The 21,064-nt window shown below is 69.7% G+C and carries 20 protein-coding genes; 7 read left to right on the top strand and 13 right to left on the bottom strand.

The annotated features are described in order from the left end of the window. Positions 1-183: 183 nt before the first annotated feature. From IPG50_31590 to IPG50_31560, 7 genes are all read right to left on the bottom strand, one after another. Complete coding sequence (locus IPG50_31590; GenBank protein MBK6696700.1) at positions 184-852, bottom strand: hypothetical protein; 669 nt, start codon at positions 850-852, stop codon at positions 184-186. A 226-nt stretch (positions 853-1,078) separates the two neighbouring features. Continuing rightward, a complete protein-coding gene (locus IPG50_31585) occupies positions 1,079-2,734 on the bottom strand; it encodes a hypothetical protein (GenBank protein MBK6696699.1) in 1,656 nt (551 codons plus the stop codon). A gap of 113 nt (positions 2,735-2,847) precedes the next feature. Continuing rightward, positions 2,848-6,483: a serine/threonine-protein phosphatase gene (locus IPG50_31580; GenBank protein ID MBK6696698.1), complete on the bottom strand. Its 3,636-nt coding sequence runs from the start codon at positions 6,481-6,483 to the stop codon at positions 2,848-2,850. Then, positions 6,480-8,282, bottom strand: a complete 1,803-nt coding sequence (locus IPG50_31575; protein MBK6696697.1) for a hypothetical protein — start codon at positions 8,280-8,282, stop codon at positions 6,480-6,482. The genes IPG50_31580 and IPG50_31575 overlap by 4 nt, the downstream gene beginning before the upstream one ends. Then, on the bottom strand, positions 8,279-8,707 hold the full coding sequence (locus tag IPG50_31570; GenBank protein ID MBK6696696.1) for a hypothetical protein: 429 nt from the start codon (positions 8,705-8,707) through the stop codon (positions 8,279-8,281). Before IPG50_31570 ends, IPG50_31575 begins: the two co-directional genes overlap by 4 nt. A gap of 3 nt (positions 8,708-8,710) precedes the next feature. Further along, a complete protein-coding gene (locus tag IPG50_31565; protein ID MBK6696695.1) occupies positions 8,711-9,838 on the bottom strand; it encodes an AAA family ATPase in 1,128 nt (375 codons plus the stop codon). A gap of 53 nt (positions 9,839-9,891) precedes the next feature. Further along, on the bottom strand, positions 9,892-10,803 hold the full coding sequence (locus IPG50_31560; GenBank protein ID MBK6696694.1) for a hypothetical protein: 912 nt from the start codon (positions 10,801-10,803) through the stop codon (positions 9,892-9,894). Between the two features lie 194 nt (positions 10,804-10,997). Here IPG50_31560 and IPG50_31555 point away from each other — a divergent pair, with 194 nt between their 5' ends. Further along, positions 10,998-12,317 (top strand): hypothetical protein, encoded by a 1,320-nt coding sequence (locus tag IPG50_31555; protein ID MBK6696693.1) that lies wholly within the window; start codon positions 10,998-11,000, stop codon positions 12,315-12,317. Positions 12,318-12,329: 12 nt separating this feature from the next. Here IPG50_31555 and IPG50_31550 read toward each other — a convergent pair whose 3' ends face one another. From IPG50_31550 to IPG50_31540, 3 genes are read right to left on the bottom strand one after another with little or no spacing between them, the layout of a single operon-like run. After that, complete coding sequence (locus IPG50_31550) at positions 12,330-12,728, bottom strand: GFA family protein (protein ID MBK6696692.1); 399 nt, start codon at positions 12,726-12,728, stop codon at positions 12,330-12,332. Between the two features lie 10 nt (positions 12,729-12,738). After that, a complete protein-coding gene (locus tag IPG50_31545) occupies positions 12,739-13,845 on the bottom strand; it encodes a ferritin-like domain-containing protein (GenBank protein ID MBK6696691.1) in 1,107 nt (368 codons plus the stop codon). Further along, positions 13,802-14,053: a hypothetical protein gene (locus IPG50_31540; GenBank protein MBK6696690.1), complete on the bottom strand. Its 252-nt coding sequence runs from the start codon at positions 14,051-14,053 to the stop codon at positions 13,802-13,804. Before IPG50_31540 ends, IPG50_31545 begins: the two co-directional genes overlap by 44 nt. A 309-nt stretch (positions 14,054-14,362) precedes the next feature. Here IPG50_31540 and IPG50_31535 point away from each other — a divergent pair, with 309 nt between their 5' ends. From IPG50_31535 to IPG50_31525, 3 genes are all read left to right on the top strand, one after another. Beyond that, positions 14,363-15,223, top strand: coding sequence for a hypothetical protein (locus IPG50_31535; protein MBK6696689.1), 861 nt, complete (start codon positions 14,363-14,365; stop codon positions 15,221-15,223). 9 nt (positions 15,224-15,232) lie between these two features. Further along, on the top strand, positions 15,233-15,493 hold the full coding sequence (locus IPG50_31530) for a hypothetical protein (protein ID MBK6696688.1): 261 nt from the start codon (positions 15,233-15,235) through the stop codon (positions 15,491-15,493). A 102-nt stretch (positions 15,494-15,595) separates the two neighbouring features. Continuing rightward, a complete protein-coding gene (locus IPG50_31525; GenBank protein MBK6696687.1) occupies positions 15,596-16,927 on the top strand; it encodes a cytochrome P450 in 1,332 nt (443 codons plus the stop codon). Positions 16,928-16,978: 51 nt separating this feature from the next. Here IPG50_31525 and IPG50_31520 read toward each other — a convergent pair whose 3' ends face one another. From IPG50_31520 to IPG50_31510, 3 genes are all read right to left on the bottom strand, one after another. Beyond that, the gene (locus IPG50_31520; GenBank protein ID MBK6696686.1) at positions 16,979-17,224 is read right to left on the bottom strand and encodes a hypothetical protein; all 246 of its coding nucleotides are present in this window, start codon (positions 17,222-17,224) and stop codon (positions 16,979-16,981) included. Next, positions 17,218-17,694: a hypothetical protein gene (locus tag IPG50_31515; GenBank protein MBK6696685.1), complete on the bottom strand. Its 477-nt coding sequence runs from the start codon at positions 17,692-17,694 to the stop codon at positions 17,218-17,220. Before IPG50_31515 ends, IPG50_31520 begins: the two co-directional genes overlap by 7 nt. A gap of 996 nt (positions 17,695-18,690) precedes the next feature. Then, on the bottom strand, positions 18,691-19,014 hold the full coding sequence (locus IPG50_31510) for a hypothetical protein (GenBank protein ID MBK6696684.1): 324 nt from the start codon (positions 19,012-19,014) through the stop codon (positions 18,691-18,693). Between the two features lie 113 nt (positions 19,015-19,127). Here IPG50_31510 and IPG50_31505 point away from each other — a divergent pair, with 113 nt between their 5' ends. From IPG50_31505 to IPG50_31495, 3 genes are all read left to right on the top strand, one after another. Further along, positions 19,128-20,096, top strand: coding sequence for a hypothetical protein (locus IPG50_31505; GenBank protein ID MBK6696683.1), 969 nt, complete (start codon positions 19,128-19,130; stop codon positions 20,094-20,096). A gap of 31 nt (positions 20,097-20,127) precedes the next feature. Then, positions 20,128-20,547 (top strand): hypothetical protein, encoded by a 420-nt coding sequence (locus tag IPG50_31500; GenBank protein MBK6696682.1) that lies wholly within the window; start codon positions 20,128-20,130, stop codon positions 20,545-20,547. Further along, positions 20,544-21,064: hypothetical protein (locus IPG50_31495; protein MBK6696681.1), on the top strand; the 521-nt coding region annotated here is incomplete at its 3' end. The genes IPG50_31500 and IPG50_31495, both read left to right, overlap by 4 nt.

The following is a 21,064-nucleotide window of genomic DNA, read 5'->3' as shown; positions in this document are numbered from 1 at the left end:
AACACGGGCGCGCGGAGACCGGCGTCACCCGGGAGCGACAGCCAAAGCGCGCGCGATTTCGTCTGGGCGAGCGCCCCCACGCGGCAGACGCACGCGGGAGACATGATGGGCCGTTGCCCAAAGCGGTGAGGGCGGGCAGTGCGCCCCTCCCGGCGCGGTGGTGTGAAGCGCGCGCGGGGGTCCTCAGAACTCGCCGACGAGGGCCACGCCCGAACTGCCCTTCGCGACTTGCGGCACGACCCGAACGGAGCCGAGGTCGTTGCGAACCAGGACCGTCTTCGGCGACGCGAGCCCGTAGATGAACATCGCGGCGCCAGCGGCCTGCGCGGCGCCGTCGATGGCGAGGAACATTCGGCCCGTCGACGAGTCGGTGCTCGCCATCTGGATGAACGGGCCCACGACGGGGGCGTAGAGCGCAGCGAGGGGATTCGAGGCGCGACGGCAGTTCGCCGTCGAACCGTAGGGATACGAGCCGTCGGCACACTGGTAGCTTGTTGTGTCGGCGGCGATCGCGGCCGACATCGCGGAGATCAAGTAGAGCGTCCCGAACGTGACGGCGCCCCCGATCACAAGTCCACGACGCGTGCGACGCTCGGGGTGATAGCCGGCCGGCATGGGCGCGCCTTCCTCGTAGTCGCCGATCGTGGCGGGCCCTGAGAGCGCAACGCTCTGGGGAACGTAGCTCGGCTGCGTCTGCTGCTGGAGCGGCGCCACAAACTCGCCGTTGGCAGCGGGCGCGCTCGAGGCCGGCTGTGTAGGCGCGGCGGCCGCTGGCGCCTGTTGGGCGGACGCCGAGCTGGCGAGGAAGAGGGAAGCAACGAGCGTGAGGGAGGACGTGATCGAGCGCGACATGCTCGCGTCATGAGCAAGGGCCACGCCATGCGGATATTCACCGCAAAAGTGGGGGGCCCGAAAAATGTGTGAACGGCAGCTCTCGGTCGTCGGTGACGCCGTGTCAGCCCAGTCGCCTCGCGTCGCCTCGCGAGGAAGTGATTCGACGCCCGCCGACGCGGTCGGCACCGTCCGAATAGGCCTCGCCACGCCGCACTCGCTGGGCGACAAGGCCTCGCTCGTCAAGCTAGGGGCACGACTGGCCCGTCACGTGGCTGTAGCAGTCGCCGCCTTCGTGAACCCAGCTGGTCGGGTCGGAATACAGCGGCGGATGGCAGCCGCAGATGCGCTGACGCTCTTGGCCCGCGTCGCAGCTGAAGGTCCCCATGGTGGCCCAGTTGGGACCGCAGTCCCCCTCTTGCGGGGCGCCGCAGAGGTTGCCGCCACCGCCCCCGCAGAAGTCGGGCCAGGCGCAGGAGCCGCACCACTCGCTGCGCCCGCAGTTGTCGTAGACCGAGCCGCAGCTGTTGCCGCCGCACGCGGAGACCGACGTGCAGCCGCAGCCGTTGGGTCCAGCGCTACCGCCGCCGCAGGTGTCGTAACCCGAGCAACGATCGGGGCAGTTGACGGTCTGGCCGCAGTTGTTCTTCGCAGACCCGCACGCCTTGCCGGCGCAGGTGGTCTTGGCGAGCTCCGGCACGCAGGTGCACACCGTCGCTCCGGCGGTGCCGCCGCAGACGTTGCCCGTCGCGCACGGCGCGCACCGCGCGGGGTCTTGGCAGCCGTTCTGGGCGTCCGTCGGGACACACTTCTGGTTGCAGTTCTTCGTGCCGGGCGAGCACGCGCCCACGACGCAGGCACCACCCACGCAGGCGATCGTCCCCGCTCCGGGGTTGGGGCACGACGCCGCGCTGCACTGCGTTGGCGAGCACCCGTAGGTCGGATCGTTGACGTTCACGCACTTTCCGCCGCACAGCTTGAAGCCCGGCTTGCAGGCCAAAACGCACGCGCCCGAAGCCGTGCAACTCGCGGTGCCGTTGGCCGCGTCGCACGGCGCACACGACGTGCCTCCGCACCCGTGCTGCGCGTCGGCCTCTACGCAAGCGTCGCCGCAGCGCTTGTAGCCGGCCTTGCACCGCAGGACGGTGCAGAGGCCGAGCTCGCACACGTAGTCGCCGTCGTCGAGATCGGGGCACGGCGTGCAGCCGGTGGGGCGACAACCGAAATACGGATCACCGGCGCTCACGCACCGCCCGTTGCAGAGCTTCTCACTGGCGCCGCAAGACGGCGAGCCACCGTCGGTCGCGAGCGCTGCGCCGGCGTCGAGGCGCGGCGTCACCCCCGCGTCGCTGCCCGGCGCCACGGGCTTCAGCGAACCTTCGCCGCACGTCGCTCCCGAACATGCGGCGGCATCGTCGATGAGGGCGGCGCGGCACTGGCCCGCGACGCAGGTCGTCGCGTCGTCGCAGGCGATGCCTTTGCATTCGCGGCGCAACACCACGGGAAGGTCGAGCTCGCGATTGGGTGCAAAACGCAAGATTCGACGCGCCACGATGCAGCCGGCGTACGCCGTGTCGGGGCCGCACTCGCTCGCCGGCCGATCGACACCGAGAAGGATACGAACGTTGATCTTTGCGTCGCGCGAGGCGCCGGGCACGATGGACAAGCTGCCGATGCGCGCTTCGCCTTGCCTGCCTTGCGTTCCTTCGCAGCGCGTCGTTTCGATGACGCGTTCGCCGGAAGCGCCGTCGGTCACGACCTTGACGACGAGGCCCTTTGTCTTGGCGCACGGCACCGATGTGGAGAGCTCGAGCAAGATGCTCGTCGGGGCCTCCTGACAAGCGGAGACCGCGCAAGCCACCAACGCGGCCGCGCCCAGCGCGAAACTGCCTCGCCCCCGCATGAGCGCAGTCTTACGCGTCTTCGCGAGACGGTTGCCCCCGAGGCCGCAAATCGTGCCGTAATTTTCGCGCGGAGCGCCGATCGGTAGCCCCCGAAGTCGCCCCCACTGGATTGTTACGACACGCGAAGCTCTTGGACGACAGCGCCGCTCGGCAAGGACACAACCAAGAGGCGTCCCTTCGCGTCAAAGAGGACCGCGCGATCCTGTTGGAAGCGGAGGCCCACGCCGGCCGACGCGGCGTCCTGCGATGAAAGCGCGCCATCGAGCTGCACCACGACCGAGGGCGTCTGGGAGGCGACGGCGAAGACGTAGACCGCGGTTCCCTCGGCCGACGCCGTGGGGAAGGCGACCCAATGCGAGCTGAGCCAAGGCGGAACGCTCGCCACGGCTGCCGTCACGGGCAACTGACGCGCGATACCGCCGCCACGTTGGATGAGCGCTCGCAGCGGACCCTGCTCGACGTCAGATCGCCACCAGCCCGCGAGAACCCCGTCGCCAGAGCACGCCGAGAGCGCCCGTCGCTCCGCCGCGCCAGCGAGCTCGGTCCGGCCTCGCAGCGTCAGCGCCAACGGGTCGAAGGTCCAAAGCTCGGCCCCCTCACCTTTCGTGCGTTCGAAGTACGCCGAGACCGCCCCCTCCTCGCGCGCCACGAAGCGAATGGCCGTCGCAGGCTCGTCCACGGTCCACAGATGCTCCCATCCGTCCTGCAAGGCATCGATGGCGAGGAGGCGTCCCCCCTGCGCGACGAACCAGCTTCCTCCGTCAAAGGTCGTGGCGAACGCTTGCGCCGGCGCGTCGCACCACGGGCGCACCCGACAACCAAGAACGTCAAGCTTGGCTAGTCGAAGCATCTCCCCGCGAAAGGCGACGAGGATGGCGCGATCGCCGTGATCCGACATGATCAGGCGATGGGCCGGCTCACCGAAGCGCGCGAGCGTCTTCCCGTGACGAGACAAGAGCCGCACCCCGAGCTCGCCGAGCGCGACGAGGACGCGCCCGTCGGGCAGCAGCGCCGCGTCGTGGATGGCCAACGCGCCCGAGTCTGCGCGCCGTCGCTTCACGACGGCCGGGTGCGCCGAAGGCGACTCGTAGCTAGGCCCGACGATAGGACCGACGTCGATCGGCAGCGTGGGCTCCGGCAACGTATCCCCGTCGAAGCGGGCCACCACGACGGCGATGTTGTCCGGTGCACCGGCGGCGATGGCCGCGCGCACGAGCGCGACGCACGCATGCTCCGGCTCCTCATGCGCCTGAAGAAGGTCACGCACGCCAGCGTCGCTCACCACCGACGTTAGTCCGTCGGAGCACAGGAGCACGACATCGCCCCGACAGAGCTCGACGCGAACGAGGTCCGCCTCGATGGATGCGGCCATCCCCATGGCGCGTGTGATGACGTTCTTGTGAGGGAACTCTTCTATCGCCTCTGGCGTCATCAGGTGCCCCGCAGCGATGTACTCGTTCAAGAGCGAGTGGTCCCGAGTCACCTGCACGAGCGAGCCGCCCCGGAGAATGTAGCCGCGCGTATCACCGACCTGCCCCACGAGCAGCGTCGAGCCGAAGGTGGTGGCCGCTGTCGCCGCGCAGCCCATGCCTCGCCGCGCGGGATCTTTCGTTGCCTCGGAAAAGATGGCGCCGTTGGCTGCCTCAAAGGTCGCCGCCAAGCGCTCGGCCGCCTCGCGTAGCGACGATGCGGCGCGCGGAGTCTGCAACCTCTCGAAGAGCTCGCGGCGCGCCATGTCAGCCGCCGCGTCGCCAGAGGACACCCCGCCCATCGCGTCGATGGCGCCGAGCAGGAGGCCCAGCGCGGTCGCGTCGGCGTGGACCTCGCGTCCGCGCTCACTCGGGGCCGGCGCAGCCCGACCGCCGCGCGCCTCTCGAAGCGTCGTGGCGATTGCCGTGTCTTCGTTGACGTCGCGGCACGTGCCGATGTCCGTCAACGCGTACGCGCGAACATGTACAGCGACCAAGGGTGTAAGGGGAGCCTCCCTCCCCTTGCAAGCGAGCACGTCGGCGCGAAAGGCCCCGTCACCCGCAGCGTCCAGGAGACGTCGCACGAGCGGTTCGTCGGGCCGTCGCGCGTCCGCGCCGCCGCCGTCCGATGCGCCCAGCGCGACGAGCCTCCGCGCCGCCAGCTTCGCGAAGACGCGCACACCGCCCGTCGCCTTCTCGCTGAGCACCTCGCGACCTACGGCCCGCGCCAACGCGCCACCTTCTTCGGCAGCGAGGAGCGATAACATGCGATCACGCGTCACCTCAAGCGCCTCGGGCTGCGCGCGGACCGTTCGAACGAGCATCCGAGCGCCTGTCTCACCGCCCACGGCAACGGCGCGCTCGAGCCACACGCGGAGCGTCGGTCGCGCCGCCGCGATGGCCCACGCCACATCGACGGCCGCTGCATAATCCCCGCAATCGGCGAGGTGGTCCGCCCACACAAGGCGCAGCGCCTGCCCGAGGCTCTTGTCCGTCGCCTCGAGCCTGAGGACTGCGTCGGCAAACGCGCCGGTGCGGCGCGCCACCGCCACGGCACGCTCGCGGTGGCCCGCTAGAAACCACTGCCGAACCACGAGGCCGGGCGGTAGGTCGCGCGCCTCTGCGACCTCGGCGGCGAGAACGCGGCGCCCGTGCCGCTCGAGAAACGAGACCGCCTCCTCGCTCGCGTTGAGCAACTCGGCGAGAATGAACGCCGCCTTCTCGAACTCTCCGAGCGCGACCAAGCGATCGAAGGCGCGCCGATAGGTCGCCCGCAAGAGTTCGAACAGCCCCTCACCAACACCCAAAGAGCTCGCGCCGCCGCGCGCGCGGTGCGGAACGATGGCGAGCCTTTCGCGGGGCGAGGGCACTCCCAGCGCCGGCAGCGCCGGCGGCGCCAGCGCGCCCTCGAGCTCCTTCGAGAGCGGAATCGCGTGGCGGAGGGCTTCGTCGAGATCGCGCTGCTCGAAGAGCTCGAGCATGCGCGCGAGGTACGCGGCTTGGCGTCGACCGATGAGGCCTGCAAGGCGTGACGAAATCACCAGACGCGTGAAGACACCCCAAAGGCGCCCCCAAAGCGACGGCGCGAGCGGCTCGGAGGCCGGTGGGCCCGCTGCGGGGTCGTGTGCCTGTCCGGCGGAACCTCGGAGGCGGCGGCCCAGCTCGCTCACGAAGGTCCACGCGGCGGCCACGGCCGTGCGCACTCGATTCGCGAGCGAGCCCGCGTCGCGAAGGACCGGTCGCTCGGCGCCAACCGCCGCCAAGAACGAGGCGCCTTCGTGGGAGAGCGGAGCGACGCCCAACTGCTTTCGAGCGTCGGAGACAGGCGGCGCGAGCCTCGTCGTCGATGGGGCGACGCTCGCGCCAAGGGAGAGGGCGCTCGGGCACACCTCAAAGTCCGTCACGTCGAGCCAATCGGCGAGGTCTTCGCGCGCTTGGTCGGCAACGGGCCACACGGAGGCGACGCCGCCATGAACCGTCACGACGGCCTCGACGCCGGCGTCGAGCGCCGTGACCTCATCGTCATCAAGCGGCGCTGCCGCGTGAAGGTTGCCCTGCCGGACAACGGGCGCACCGCCAACGGCGCCCGTGGACACGCGCATGGGGAACGCGAAGCGCACGAAGAGGGCTCCCTCCATGCGGAAGACGGCCGCGTTGTGGACCGAGAGCCGCAAGACGCGCGCGCGCGCGGTGGCGAATCCGAGGCGCGCCACATCGAGCACCAGCCCCGAGGCCAGCACCGAACCTCGGTGAAAGGCGCGCCGCGGACGCAGACTCATGGCCGGCCACCGAGAGCGAGCCGAAGCACCACGGAGTCTTCCATGCACGAGTAGATCACGAGCGCGCCGCTCGAGGTGACGTAGGCCAGCTCGCGCCCCGCGTCGCTCGCAGCAGCGAACACGATGGGGTCATGGGCCGTCGTCCAGGCAACGGTCTCTGACTCGGAGTCGTTCGACAGCGCAATGCGCGTACGCGACGCGTCCAGCGTCACGAGGTAGTCCTTGGTTGGCGAGAAGCCCCGTTCGACCACCCCAACGACGGTGGCGCCCCCATCAACGGCAACAGGCGCGACGCGGCCGTTTCGGACGAGCGCCCATGAGCCCGTCGGGCTGCAAGTGGCCACGAGGTCAGCGATGCCCGAGGCGCCGAAGAACAGAGACTCCGCCTGCACCTCAACACCGGTTGGGCGACTCGTGATCGGTGAAGGCACCTGGCCGGGAGCGAATAGCCGCCCGGTCGCTCTGAGCACCATGACGTGGACGCTTCCCTCGAGCCGCTCCGCGTACGCGAGGCCGTCTCGCAGCGCCTTGACCGCGAAGGCGTCGCGCCTCTCGACGACGACGTCATTCCTCGCGCCGAAGAGGTGAACCAAGCTCCCGTCGCCATCGACGAAGACGGCGTAGTCTGCGCGAACGACGCCGAGCGCGGCCAACGGAGCCGCCTCGTTTGGTCCAGCGTAGTCGGACGCCGCGTAACGCTCCGTTCGAAAGGCGGCGGTCGCTCGCTTCGTGAGCACGTGCAGGAACGCGTCGCCTTCATGCCACGTCACGACGGCCGTTCGCTTCTTCGAGCGGAGCTGCCCGACGGCCACGATGCGATGGCCTTCCGGGGGCGCAAAGACGCCGGGAGCCCTCGTCACCGCGTGCTTTGAGTTGGGAATGGCGACCGTGATCAACGTTCCGCCGGCCCCGCGCACATGGAGGAGGCGGCCGTCGGGCGAGAAGACGATGTTCGATGTCGGATCGATGCGCGCGCTACCAGCGTGCGGCACGCGAGGCGCAGCGGCGACGCCGAAGGGATCGCGCAGCAGGCGTACGCAGGCCCGCTCGGCTGGGAGCTCGAGCGTTGCGGACCGCCGCGCTCGCCCGCCTTCCGGTCGCATCGCGACGACGACGCGCGTCGAGGGCGACGCGTCGAGCGCCTCCTCGATGCTCAAGTGGGAGGCTCCCAGGTGTGGCGTGATGGTTGCGAGGCCTTCGCCGCCAACGAGCCAGCGCTCTGACGTGGCCGATCCCTTGAGCCTCGAGGCCCACCGCTCGACATCGGCGGCCGACGGCGGTCGCGCTGAGCGCCCCTCGAGAAACGCGAGCACGGCCCCAGCGGTGACTGCGCCACAGAGTTCGTCGTCGCTCGAGAGGATGCCCCACTCGAACGACGCCCCAAGTCGCTCCGCGCGTTGCGACAAGACGAGGAGCGCCGCGAGCTGAACGATGCGCGGCGCCCCCAGTTGGTGCACACCGGCGTCGAAGAGGGCGATCACACGCCGCGTGGCGCCTTCCTGCCGGTACGCGCGCTCAAGAAAGGCGTGTTCACCAGCGACCACGCGCCGCATGAACTCGTCGGGCAGCTCCTCATGAAGGAGCCACTCGCTGAGCAGCAGTCGCTCGTAGGTGCCGCGCCGCGCGAGCCCCGCAAGGCCGTCGGGCGCGCCTTCGTGGGAGCGAGCCTTTTGCCCGGGTCCCATGACGGTGGCGAGGCGTGCTGTCAGCTCGCCGAGGACGAGCGCGAGATCGTCGGGGAAGAGCGAGAGCTCCTTTCGCCACGGTTCGAGCGCGCGCGGCAACGTACGAGTGCTCATGGCGAGGTCTCGGGCCGCGCGGCGAGCCACTCCGCGAGCCTCGCGCGCTCGACGGGACGCGCCGCAGCGACCGACACGAGGCGGCGAGGCGCGGGGAGCACCGCGATGGGCGGCACCAACACGCCGGCGTGGCGCACGATGGCGCGTTCAAAGACGTCGGCGGGAACGTCCGGCGCCGCGTTCGTCGGCGTGAGCAGCAACGGCGCCGCATCGTCGCGCCCCAGATACAAGGCGCCGTCAACCCACGGAAGCGCCTCGCTCGCTCCCAAGAGGAAGAGGGCGTCACCCGACGTGACGCCGCGAAGCGTCGCGAGCCAAGCGTCGTCGCGGGCGAGCGCCCGCGTCGCGAGCGCACGGGCGACGGGCCCCACGCCGGCGACACAGAGCGCTTCGAGCGCGATGGCGCGCGGACGGAACGTCAGCATGACCTACGACGCCGCGGCCACGATGCGCGCCCGAAGGTCGGCGAGCTCCTTCGGCAGCGTCTCTCTCGTGAACGTCGCGTCGAGCTCGCGCGCGAGTCCCTCGACCTTCAGTCGCCACGCCTCTTGCGCCTCGCTCGGCTCACCCGCGGCAGGGCGCTCCGCGAGAATGGCCTCCCCTTCTTCGCGGAGCTTGCCGCCGCGCGCGAGGGCGCCGAGCGAGCCCTCGGCGGCCGCCGTCACCAGGCTTCCGTTTTCCGACTCGCGAAGCAGCTCACGAAGGGCATCGCGTCCGGCGCGCTGGGCCTCTTCCGTTGGCAAGGCAAACACGATCGGCCACAGGTCGGCCATCGTTGGTTGCTCTCGTCCCGCGAGCGCCGCCGCCGCCGCCACGAGCCGCTGAACGCGAACGATGCGCCGATCGGTCCAATCGATGCCGGCGGCGCGCAAGAGACGAACGGCGTGCGCGATGGCGGGACGCACCGGCGCCAGATCCATCGCGTGTGCCTTCTTCGCCAGCGCATCGAGGTGGCCCAGCGACGCGGCCGGCGACGGCGCATCAGCGCCGAGCGACCAGCCCGCGGCCAAGAGCTCTTCGAGGCCCGCGTCGCGGACCGGCTCGACGAAGATGCGCGCGAGGAAGCGGTCCGCGAAGGCGGCGAGCTGCTCGTCCTCAGGCAAGCGGTTCGAGGCGCCGACGCACACGCGGAGCGGACACCTGAGGCTCGTGTGCCCGCGGCGAAAGGTCCGCTCGTTGAGGATGCCGAGGAGCGTGTTCAGGATCGCCGTCGAGCCTAGGAACACCTCGTCGAGGAACGCGACGTCGGCCTCGGGGAGCATCCCTGCCGTCTCCGTCTCGACGATGCCTTCCTTGAGCTTCTTCAGGCTCACGGGGCCGAACAGCTCCGTCGGCTCTGTGAAGCGCCCCACGAGGTATTCGAAGTAGCGGCCGCCGAGGCCACGCGCGATGCGCCGGACCGCTTCGCTCTTGGCCGTGCCCGGCGGTCCGACGACGAGCAAGTGTTCGCCAGCGACGGCGCAGAGCACCACGAGCTCGACCAACGCCTCGCGCTCCACGAGCCCACGGCGAGCGTGAGCGATGGCGGCCTGAACCTCGGTAGCCGAAGCGTTCATGGGTGACACGCCCTTCGTCGTACCACGCCTCGCCGACCACGATCGACCGCGCGCTACTCCAACCCTCGAGTCACGCGTCCCGTGGCGAAGCGCGCCTCCATTTGGCCGATGTCGTGCGACACGACCACGTCGATCGACGGGTTCGCCTTCTTGAAGTCGAGGATGGCGCGGAGCTGGTGCGCGACCGCGAGCGAGTCTTCGCCGAGGATCCACGTGGGGAGCTTCGGACGATTTCGCACCCGTTCGAGCGCCGTCCCTTGCCACGCGATGTCGCCGATCAGGAGGAACTCTCGTCCGCTCTTGAGGCGCACGTAGAGCATCTGCGTGCCGGGCGTGTGCCCTGGCGCGGAGATCGCGACGACGCCCGGGGCCACTTTGTGCAGCGATCCTTCAGGGCCCGACTCGAGGGTCGCTTCTCCCTTTAGATCGCGCGCCACACCGCCGGCACGGGGACGCCCGCGCTGCGCGGCGTTCAACTTCAGCTTCGCACCGAGCCGCTCGAAATGCGTCGACTCGGTGAACCCGCCGAGGTGATCGTTGTGCTCGTGCGTGACGACCATGACGCTCGCGGCGCCGACGGCGCGCTCTTGCCGTTGCCACGCGTCGTCGTGGTACGCGCCCGTCAGCGTTGGGTGCGACGCCTTCGAGTGGACCGCGTCGATGATCGCGTGCGTGCCGTCGCTGTAGACGAACTGCCAGACGTAGAAGCCGAGGGGCATGCGCGCGGCGCCGCCGCCAGCGATGCCGATGAACTCGGGGAAGAAGCTCTGACCGACCAGATCCGCGCGAGCGCGCTCGGGCAACGCGTCCTCGGGCCCGGCGAGCGCGCGCAAGGCGCCGAGGTCGATGGCGAACCGCGCACGCTCAGGAACGGGCACCTCGCGCAAGCCGATGAGCAAGAGGACACCAAGCGCGAGGGCGAGCACACCCAGCGTGAGGACGGCGCGGCGAAGAAATCGCTTCAACTTGGTGCTCGCGTGTTAATTGACTCGGTGCGGCTCGACATCGCGGAAGCCAACGAATTTGCGCAGAGAAACGCTGGCGCTCTCAACGCCGGCCGGTAGAGACAAACCTGGGCGGGCCTTCGAAGCAGGGACTTTACCGGCAAACGCTCCCGGCGCGTGGCGCATCGCGGAAGTGAGCCTATTTTGCGCCCCCGATGCGACCCCTCAGCGCGTGCGGAGCCTCTCTCCTTTCAGTCGTTGCCCTGAAGTTCGCGGTCGGTTGCTCGTCGAACAGCGCCGCGCCGAGCGCCGAAGCGAGCGTCGATGCGGGCGCCGCCGACGGGGGCGGAAGCTCGAAAATCGCCGCGCAGTCGTTCGAGGAGTTCGCGCCGTGGGCCTCCCCCATCGACGACTACCTGGCCGTCGGGCGCAAGCACCAGCCGGGCAAGTTCAACGCGTCCATCAACGAGCTCATGGCCGCTGGCGACCGCCTCTTTTTCGGCTACGGCGACGCCGACTACAACCTCGGCGAGAAGATCCCCATCGAGATGCGGGCCTTCCGCTCCGCCGACGATCCGGCGTCCGTGGAGGCCGTGGTTGTCCTTGGCGACGGGCAAGGCGCGCCTCAGAAGACGCCGCGTCAAAGCGGCGAGGAGCAGATCGATCGCTACCGCATGCTCGACGGCGAGCTTTGGCAAGCGGGCATCGACTCGACCGATCCCGACGAGCTGTGGACGCAAGAGAACACCACGCCGAAGGGCATCCAAGGCAACGTCTATCGATTGGAAGGCGAGACCTTCAAGAAGCACCGCACCGTCAACGGCGGTGAGCACGTCCACGATCTCGCAAGCTACAAGGGCGCCATCTATTCCGTCGGCTCCGGCGCCGACTTTCGCACCGAGTTCGAGGCGGGCCAGGTCTTCCGCTACCTGTGGCGCTCGAACGATCGCGGGCAGTCGTTTCAAACGGTCACACGCGTCCAGGTCACGACGCCCGGCGAGGGCGACACGCGCTTCATCCACCTCTTGCCGACGAGCGGCCCGCTCTTCGCCTTCGGTTACGAGAGCGTCTATTCGAGCGGCCGGCTCATCGTGAAGAACATCTCCTTCGACGGCACCGCAGTGACCGAGCTCGGCGCGGGGCATCCGCTCCAGAAGATCCTGCCGCGCGGCACGTTGCCGCTGCCCGACGGGACGGGCGTTCTTTGGGGCACGGTAGCGGGTCGCGAGACCTTCGCGCGCGTCGCGCCCGACGGCGCCCTCACGCCGGTGACTGCGCTCAGCGGCCTCGCCGTCGTGGACGTGTCCCTCACGGGGACCTCCGAGGTGCTCGTCCTTACGGCGGCGTCGGTGCCGGGCGCCAAGCCCGCGGCGTGGAACGTCCGACTTTTCGTCGCTGACCTCGCGTCGCTCGAGGCAGCGACGGAGCTCGTGCAGCTCACGCTCGACGTCGCGCCCACAGCGATCGCGCACTTCAAGAACGCGCTGTTCCTCGGCGTCGGCGACGGCCGAATCTTCAAGGCTGGGCGCCGCTGAGCGAAGGCCCACTCAGTCGAAGCGCTCGCGGAGCGACTCGGGCAGCGGCGCCCAAGGGTGCCGCCGAGTTTCGTAGACCGACATCGTCGGCGCTTGAAAGCTCGGGTCCGCGAAGGCGCCTACGGCCACCGCCAAGAACGCGGGCAGGCCATCCAGCTCCCAATACACGGTCGCGCCGCATTCACCGCAGAAGTGGAACGTCACCCGTCCGCCGCTGTCACCGACGCGCTCGTAGACCTTTGAGGTCCCTTCCACCGCGACGGCCTCGCGCGGAAAGCGAGCCTGAACGCCGAACGCGCTTCCGGTTCGCTTTTGGCAAGCAAGGCAAAAACACATCGAGACACGCACCGGCTCGCCTTCGCAAGCCAGCGCGAACTTTCCACATGAGCACGAGGCTCGCCGCGTCGTCATGCGTGGGAGTCTACGCCGCCCAGAGCGCCTCTTGCATGCCGCTGACCATGCGTGACGCCTCCGCGGCCGTAGGCAGGCCCGCGATGTCGCGCAAGATCGCCGGCTGCTCGGCGGCCACCTCGCCGGCGAGCTCGTCAGCCGCGAGGCGCATGGCCTCTTGAAGACGAGCCTTGGCGGCGTCATCGAGGCGCGTGTCGAGCCATGCCTTCACGGCCCACGCGAGCCCGGCGTGAGCCGTTTCGTCGGTCGCGATGCGACGCATCGCGGCGCGCACCCGCGGATCTTGCGCGCGCTCGGCTTGCAACGTGGCGCTGAGCGCGCCGAAGGTCTCGCGAACGCAGCCCTCAACGGCGTTCTCGAGGGCCATCGCCTCGAGCGAGCGCACGCCAAGCGTCGGCTCTTCCGCGCACGTCGGCTCGGCACCAAAGCGGACCGCCAAGGCGCCCGCCACGCGCGCGTGTCGCCGCTCGTCTTCCGCGGCTCGACGTGCCCGCGCGCGCAGCGACGCCGGTGCACCGTGCGCGTCGAGCTCTCGCTCGAGTCGCTCGAAAGACCAAACGCTCGCGGCTTCGAGCTCGGTCATGGCCGCGAAGTATTGGCCGGTGATGGTGTCGCGACCGCCCTCGCGCCAGGACGACACGAAGCCCTCGGGGCGGCGCCCGATGGCGCAGCCGGGATCGCAGCGGAGCGTCGACTCCGTCTCTTTGGAGCAGAAGTTCGCGTTCGGGCCGCAGTAGGTCTGACACGTTGCAGGGTTCGACACGAAGCCCGCGTCGGCGGGGAACGCGCACGGCAAGGGCACGGTCCACGACATGCAGCTGAAGCCAGCGTCGGCAACGGGCGCCGGCACGGCGACGCACCCCGCGTCGACGGGTAGCCCGGTGTCGAGGGTGGGCCCAGCGTCGATGGGCGGCTTGGTGTTGCACGAGTCGCCCTCCTGGAGGCCACTCCCGGGACCGCCCGGCAGGATCGTGTAGGGCTCGTCGAAGGAACCGCAGCCGCCGACGACCTTTCCGGAGCAGCTGCACACGAGCGTGTAGCACCCAGGCCGCGGCGCATCGGGCGACAAGCAGCTATTGGCGGGGATGCCGCAACCGGGCTTGCTCCAGACCTTCACGTTCGGGGGCTCGCAGCCGCCGTCGCGCCATCGGAGAGCTGCCACCATCCTTCGCGCTGCCATCGGTGGCGGCGGCGTCCTCGGTTCCGTTGCCCTCGAGGCCGACGACGCCGCCTCCGCAGGCGCCGAGCGCGAGGACGGCAGGGGCCGGCAGGAGGCTCAGCGAAAGGACGTGGCGGAAAACGCGGCGCAGGTCGTTGGAACGCATTGGGGCAGCGTAGTGCAAGCGCCGGGCCCGATGAACGCCGGCATTTTCCACACTTTCGTGTGCCGACGTGCGCCAGCGGGCACGGGCGCCGCCATGGGGAGTCCACGAATCAGGGGAGCGACCCTCGCGAGGCGTGTCGACCACAGACGACACCCTCACACGCTCGGCAAATCCTCCTCATCCGGCGCTCCCCGCCAAAACCGCGGCCTTTCTCCGCGCACAGAACCGAAGCGTTGCGGCGATCGTCCACGGCGCGGTTGCTGCATCCCACACACATGTCACCCCCGAACCTGACCAAAGAGGCCTGCCATGAAACTCCTGAAGCTCGTCGCACTGTCCTTCGTCACGTCGATGAGCGCGCTCGGCTGCTCCGCGGGGTCCGAGGGCGATCCCGCCGACACCGACGAGGCAGAAGGCGAGCTCGCGGTCGGCAACCAGAACCTCGTCGGCGCCTTCGTCTTCCCTGGGGGTGGCGCGTTTCAGGCGCTCGTCCTCCGCAGCGACGGCACGTTCATGGCCGACGTCGACAGCGGAGTCCGCTGCGCCTCTGCACCATGCACGTCGACCCAGCGCCTGACGGGCAACGCGAGGGTGACCAAGAAGACCATCACGCTGAAGGCCGCGGAGGAGGTCACCCCGATCAACGCGGCGTACCTGGGTCGCTTCTCGTACACGTTCATGGGGTCGACGCTCACGCTCAAGCGTGGTCTCACGACCTACGACTTTGAGACCCGAGACTCGTACTGCTCGCAGCCGAGCGACTGCCCCGGACAGTCGAGCGTTGCACCGATGTGTTTCCCGCTCAACTACGCGTGCGTGAACAGCGCTTGCTCCGCGCAATGCGGACTCTCGCCAGAAGACCTCTGCTCCGAGCTCGACCAAGCCGAGTGCCAACAGCGCTCGACGCAGTGCCGCGCGAAGTTTGGTCCCTCGAGCTGCACGCCAGGCCCGAACCCGCGGTGCACCCGCGACATGGTCTGGAAGAGCTGCGAGAACCGAGGTAGGCGCGAAGGGGAGGCGGCAGGGAGAGCCTCGAGGACGGCGGTCTCTGACGCAGGCTACGCGTTCGACTGCAACCTCGTGCCGGCCATCTGGGTGCAAGGCCGTGGCGCGGCCGTGAAGCCAGTGCGGGGGACCGTCGATGCATCGGGTCGCGATCGGCTAGGCTGACAGGACGCCATGACCGAACGACTCGAGAGCGCCTTCGTGCATCACCGACTCGGGGAGGCCCCGCACCTTGCGGGGCACGAGTACCTCGGGACCGGCGCGCACGCCCATCGCGTGGAGATCGCGGCCGACGACGGCAGCTTCTTTCTCCTGCGTTTCAGCGAAGCCGGCGAGCTGGTGGGGGAGAGCTGGCACGCGTCGCTCGAGGACGCGAAGCGGCAGGCCGCCCTCGAATACAGCCTGAGCGACTGGAAGAGTGTCCCGCCAGCGTAGCGCTCGAGCCGTCAACGCTCGGCGCGCACGTGCTAGAACCAACGCTTCCGCGGTCCGGTGGCACGTTCGCGCGCCCGGGTTGCCTTGGGGAGACACGACACGATGACCACAAGCTCGCTCCGCGATCTGCCGACTCGTTTTGCGTTGCCGCTCATCGGCGACACGCTGGCCTTCGCCAGCGACCCCAGCGGCTTTCTCGGCAAGCGGGCCGCCGAGCTCGGGCCCGTCTTCAAGGTCGAGCTCTTCGGCCACCCGACGGCTTGTTTCGTCGGCCCCGAGGCCTTCGCGCTCTTGCTCGACGACAACAACGTCGAACGCGCCGGCGCCAACCCGCCCCACGTTCAGGCGATCTTCAACCCGCAGGCGGTCCCCTTCCTCGACGGCGCCGCGCAGAAGCGTCGCAAGCGACTCTTGATGCACGCCTTCCGCGAGGAGGCGCTCGCCGGCTACCTGCCCGTGCTCGAACAGGTCATCGAGCGCTATGCACGGCGCTGGTCCTCGCTCGGCCCGTTCTCGTGGGTGCCGGAGCTCGACGCCTTGGGCTTCGGCGTCGCCGGTGCGCTCTTCGTCGGCGCCGATCCATCGAAGGACGATCCGACCATCGCCGAAGCGTTCGGCAAGACCGCCGCGGGCCTCTTGTCGGTCCCTATTCCCCTCCCCTTCACCACGTACGGCAAGGCGCTCAAGGCCCGCGACTTCCTCCTCACGGTGGTCGACTCGGCCATCGATGCCCACGAGAAGCCCACGGCCTCGAAGACCAACGTGCTGGCCCAGCTCATGGGCGCGCGCGACGGCGATGGCGACAAGCTCTCGCGCGACGAGCTTCGCATCGAGACCTTCCACTTCTTCGGCGCCTACGCCGCCGTCATCGGCGGGCTCTCGTTCCTCGCGTCGTGCCTTGGGCAGCGCCGCGACATCGCCGATCGCGCACGCGATGAGATCCGCCGCGAGGTCGGCAAGGGGCCGCTCGACCTCGCGACGCTGAAGAAGCTCGAGTACGTCGACCGCGTCACCAAAGAGGTGCGGCGCGCGCTACCGATCTTGCCCCTCACGTTCTTCGGAACCGTCAAGCGCGACCTCACCTTCGACGGCATGCGCATCCCGGCGGGCCACCGGTCCATCGGTTGCCTCGGCGCCACGATGCTCGACGAGAAGGTCTTCCGGGACGCGAGCAAGCTCGATCCGGACCGGTGGCTCAACGCCGACGAACGGCAAGAACAAGCCTGGGTCCCTCACGGCGGCGGCATTCACGAGCAAGGCCACCGCTGCGCGGGCGAGCGCCTCGCGGCGCTCATGATGAAGGTCTTCGCCGTGAAGATGCTCCAGGGCTACACGTGGACCTTCGCGGAGGGGCAGGACTTCTCGCCCACGCGTGACAAGCTCTTCGCGACGCCGGTGGACGGGCTCAAGGTTCAGACGTTCAAGAACGCGTGATGCCGCGGCGGATGACTCGTAGGCCGCCGCGGCTCTTGCGAGTTCGCGCCCTCAGTTGAACGAGAAGAGCGTCAGCGTCCAGTTGGCCGAGCTGGCGGCGCTGTTCATGCGGAAGACCATCGTCCGATAGAGCGCGCCGCCGGCGTCGCCGCTGTCGGGGCCCGCGTCGAAGGCGTTGCGACGGAACACGAGCGTGATCGTCGCGTCAGGCGCAAAGGCGTTACCGCTAGCCGCGCCGGCGTCGAAGGCCACGACACCGCCATCGGCGGTGGTCTTCACCGCGGAGGTGCTCACCATCTCGTACTCACCCCGACGAAGATGTTGAAGGTCGGGCTGCCGGGGTCGAAGTTGATGACCATCTTCACCGACGAGTCGTCGGGCATGACGGAGGGCTTGATGGCGCAGGTGCCCGCCGGCGCCGTGACGTCGACGTCAAAGCTGAAGTACGGAGCGCCCGAGTCGAAGAAGGCAGGCGACCGCGTGCAGATGGGCCCGCCGGCGTCGGCCACGTCGGCCACGTTCGCGTCGGTGACGGTGCTGTCGGGCACGGAGACGTCGCTCGTGGTGGAGTCGGGCGCGGACGTGTCCGGCAGAGACGAATCGGGGAGCGTGGCGTCGGGGGTGCCGGAGTCGAAGGTGCTCGCAGCGTCGACGTCTTCGTCGCCACCGGTACCCGTGTCTCCGCCGCCGTCGTCGCCGCAGGCGAGCTGCGCGAGGAGACTGGCCGTAAGCACCGGGACCGCAAGAACCAACCAACGCTTCGTCATGAACGACTCCTACCGCCGCGCCGGCACGGGTCTGCGCGGGCGCAAAAAAGGAGCGCACCCTATCACGAGCCGCCGGGTCTCGTGGGCCCCATTCGTGGGATACTCGCCCGCGTTTTGGACCCCGACACGGAAGACGACGCGGACGCCGAGGCGGAGCGTGAGGGCGCCGCGCAGCGCACGCCTGCGTCGCGACCGCGCCGCTACGGCCTCGCCACGGTGAACGTCGTCGAGGCCGTTGTCTTCATCGCGGCCGCGGTGCGCGTTCCGGCGGAGCGCGCGTGGCTCTTTCGCGGCGCCGTCCTGGCGCTCGCGGCGCTGCACGTCGTGACCGCCTTCGCGGCCCTCCGCGGCGCGCGTTGGCTAAGACGCGCGTGGCTCGCTCTTGCGTGGGCGTCTCTCCTCACGCTTGGCGCAGCGACCTGGGCTCTTGGCACCACAGCGTGGTACTTGAGCGAGCTCTTTCATCATCTTGGCCCCGTGGTGGTGGGCGCGGCCATCGCCGCCTTCGGCCTCGTGCTGCTGATGACGCTCCCCGTGGCTGCGTGGGGCCTCGCATCCTGTCGGCCCCTCCGCTCGTGGCGAGACCTCTTGCCTTGGACCGCGGTCGCCATGCTGGGTGTCCTCTCGAGCGGCTATTGCGCGCGCGGCGCGCACGCCCAACCGACCGCCGCTCACGACAGCGACCTCGCGAACACGCTCTCGGCGGCGCTTCGAGGCGCGCCGAGGGCGCCCTCGCGCGTGACGCTCGCAGACGTGCGTGCGCCCGACTGCGCGGCGCCCCCGCGCGAGGCGAACGCGACGCTCCTCGTGACGTTCCTCCAGAGGGACATGGAGGTGCCCAGCGCGGCGTGCCTCCAAGCGAAGACCCTCGCCGAGCTGGGCACCGCGCTTTCCGCGCTCGTGCGCTCGCGCGCGTACGCGGCGCCGCTCGCAATCGACGTCGTCACGACCACTCAGCCGCTGGGCGCGGCGCTGCCTTGGCTCGCGCCGCTGACACTAAGGCCGGGCCTTGACGGCGCGTGTTACCAGGCGCGCTGCGCCGCGCCGTGGCAGCTCGTCGCGCGCGATCGCTTCATGGCGGTAGGCTTCTCCATCGACGCCGACGCTCGCCTCGGAGTGTCGCCATCGGCCTTGGGACCCGATCTCAACGCCGTCGGCGACGACCTCGCAGGCATGACGCGCATCGAGACGGCGGCCTTCCACGTGGGCGCCGATGGCGTGCTCACGCCGCGCGAACGTCTGCGCGCGCTCCGTCGCGGGCCGCGCCCGCGAGTCGACGAAGCCGCCCTCACGCACGCCACCGATGCGGCGCGCGCTCATGTGCTCCGCGCTGCGCGACGACGGTCACTTCCGCTATTCGATCGAGCCCCTTCGCGGGTGCGGCCCAGGAAGCCCGCCTCCACGTACCGCGGCAAGCGGGTACGACCCTCGCCTTGTGCGAACTTGGTGGCGGGGCCGACGAAGTACGAGGCGCGGCCCGACTCGCGCTCGGGCACTTGGCCGCGCTGGAGCGGCCCCTCGGCGAGAGCCGGGCGCTTCTCTTGCCGGGGCAAACGAGCGCCGCGCTCGGCGACATCGCGTTGCCGCTCGCAGCGCTCTTGTCGTGTCGTCCCCTCGTCGGCGGCGACTTTGACGCGCTCGCGGGACGGCTTACGGCGCTTGTCTTGCGCATGCAGCAGCCGGACGGCAGCTTCGCGTCGACCTTCACGGGACGCCCCGACACGAGCCGCGGCGGGCGCCTCTATGGCGACGGCCAGGCGCTCCTCGCGCTCGTTCTCGCGGAGCGCTTCCTGGCGGAGCCTTCGCGCACCGAGGGCGAGAGGAACGCCTTTCCGCCCATCGCCGAGGTGCGCTCCGCGACGACGGCGGCCATGGACTACGTGACCGAACGCTATTGGCAACACCCCCTACGAAACTTCTTCTACGTAGAGGAAAACTGGCACTGCTTGGCGGCGCGGGCCGCACTCGCCATGCACCGGCACGATGGCTACGAGCGGTTCTGCCTCGACTACGTCGCCTTCAAGGCGCGGTTCATCTTGCGCGCGGCCGAAGGCGGTGACGCGGCGTTGGCCGGAGGCTACGCACCGCTCGGCCTCTTGACGGTGCCGCAGACCACGCCCACGGCAGGCTTCGGCGAGGCGCTGGCGGCGGCCGTTCTGCTCAAGCGCGCGCGCGGCATGCCCACGGACGCCGAGCTCGAGCTATTGCGTGAAGTGCTGGCGTTCCTCGTGCAGGCTCAGTGGGATGCGGCCGCCTGTGTCGCTTGCTCGGCAGCAGGCGAGGCCGTCGGCGGATTTTCCCGACACCTGGCCTCTCCGCCGATTCGCATCGATTACGTGCAACACGCATGGAGTGCGCTCGGCCACGGCGGCCGCGCGCTCGGGTTGCTCGGGGACTCCTGAGGTGTCGCGCGCGCTGGCGTATGGGCTCGGATTGAGCCTGACGGTCGCCACCCTGGCGGCGGCGCTGTCGAACGCCGCCGCCGACGCGTATCCGTTCTCGACCTATCCGATGTTCACCGCACGCCGCGAGACGGCGTGGGTGCATCAGGCGCTCGCCGTTCGCGGCAGTGCGCGTAGGGTGCTGTCGCCCAGCGTCGTCACCGGCGGCTCGGAGGTCATGCAGGCGGCTGCGACGCTAAAGCGCGCCGCCGAGATGCGCCCCGACGCGCGCCTCCGCTTGTGCCGAGACGTCGCACGACGCGCCGCCGAAGCGACGAGCGCCGGAGACGCGCCGCCCGAGGGCGTCGAGCTCGTGGCCAGCGAGTTCGACACCGTGAGTTATTTCACCGGACGCCGCGAGCCCATGTCGCGTCGCGTCCTCGTCGCATGCACCGCCGCGGGCAAGCCGTGAGTATCCTCGGCCGACGCATCGACACCTTTTGGTACATGCCGGCAACGGCGTCGCGCCTCGCGCATGTGCGCCTTCTCGTGGGCGCGTATTCGGTGGTGTACCTGCTCATCACGGCGAAGAACTTCCTTGCGGCAACAACGTTCGGTGCGGAGCGCTTCGCACCGGTGGGGCCCATGACGGCGCTCACGGCACCGCCTCCCGCGCTCCTCGTGCACCTCGCCTTCGCCGCCGCCATCGCCACCGGCTGCGCCTTCACGGCCGGCTTCCGTTATCGCGTGAGCGGCCCGCTTCACGCGCTCTTGGTGCTCGCCCTCACGAGCTACCGCAGCTCGTGGGGCATGCTCTTTCACACGGAGAACCTGCTGGCGCTGCACCTCGTGCTCCTCGGCGTCGCGCCGGCTGCGGACGCGCTTTCGATGGATGCCTTGAGGCGCGCGCGCACGCGTGCCAGTGGTGCTCGGGCCCACGCGGAGGAGGTCGCCGACGGCCGCTACGGTTGGTGCTTGCGCGCCGCGTC

This window comes from Myxococcales bacterium (assembly GCA_016703425.1).
Taxonomy (GTDB): domain Bacteria; phylum Myxococcota_A; class Polyangia; order Polyangiales; family Polyangiaceae; genus JADJCA01.
This window is presented reverse-complemented; position numbering and strand designations above follow the sequence as displayed.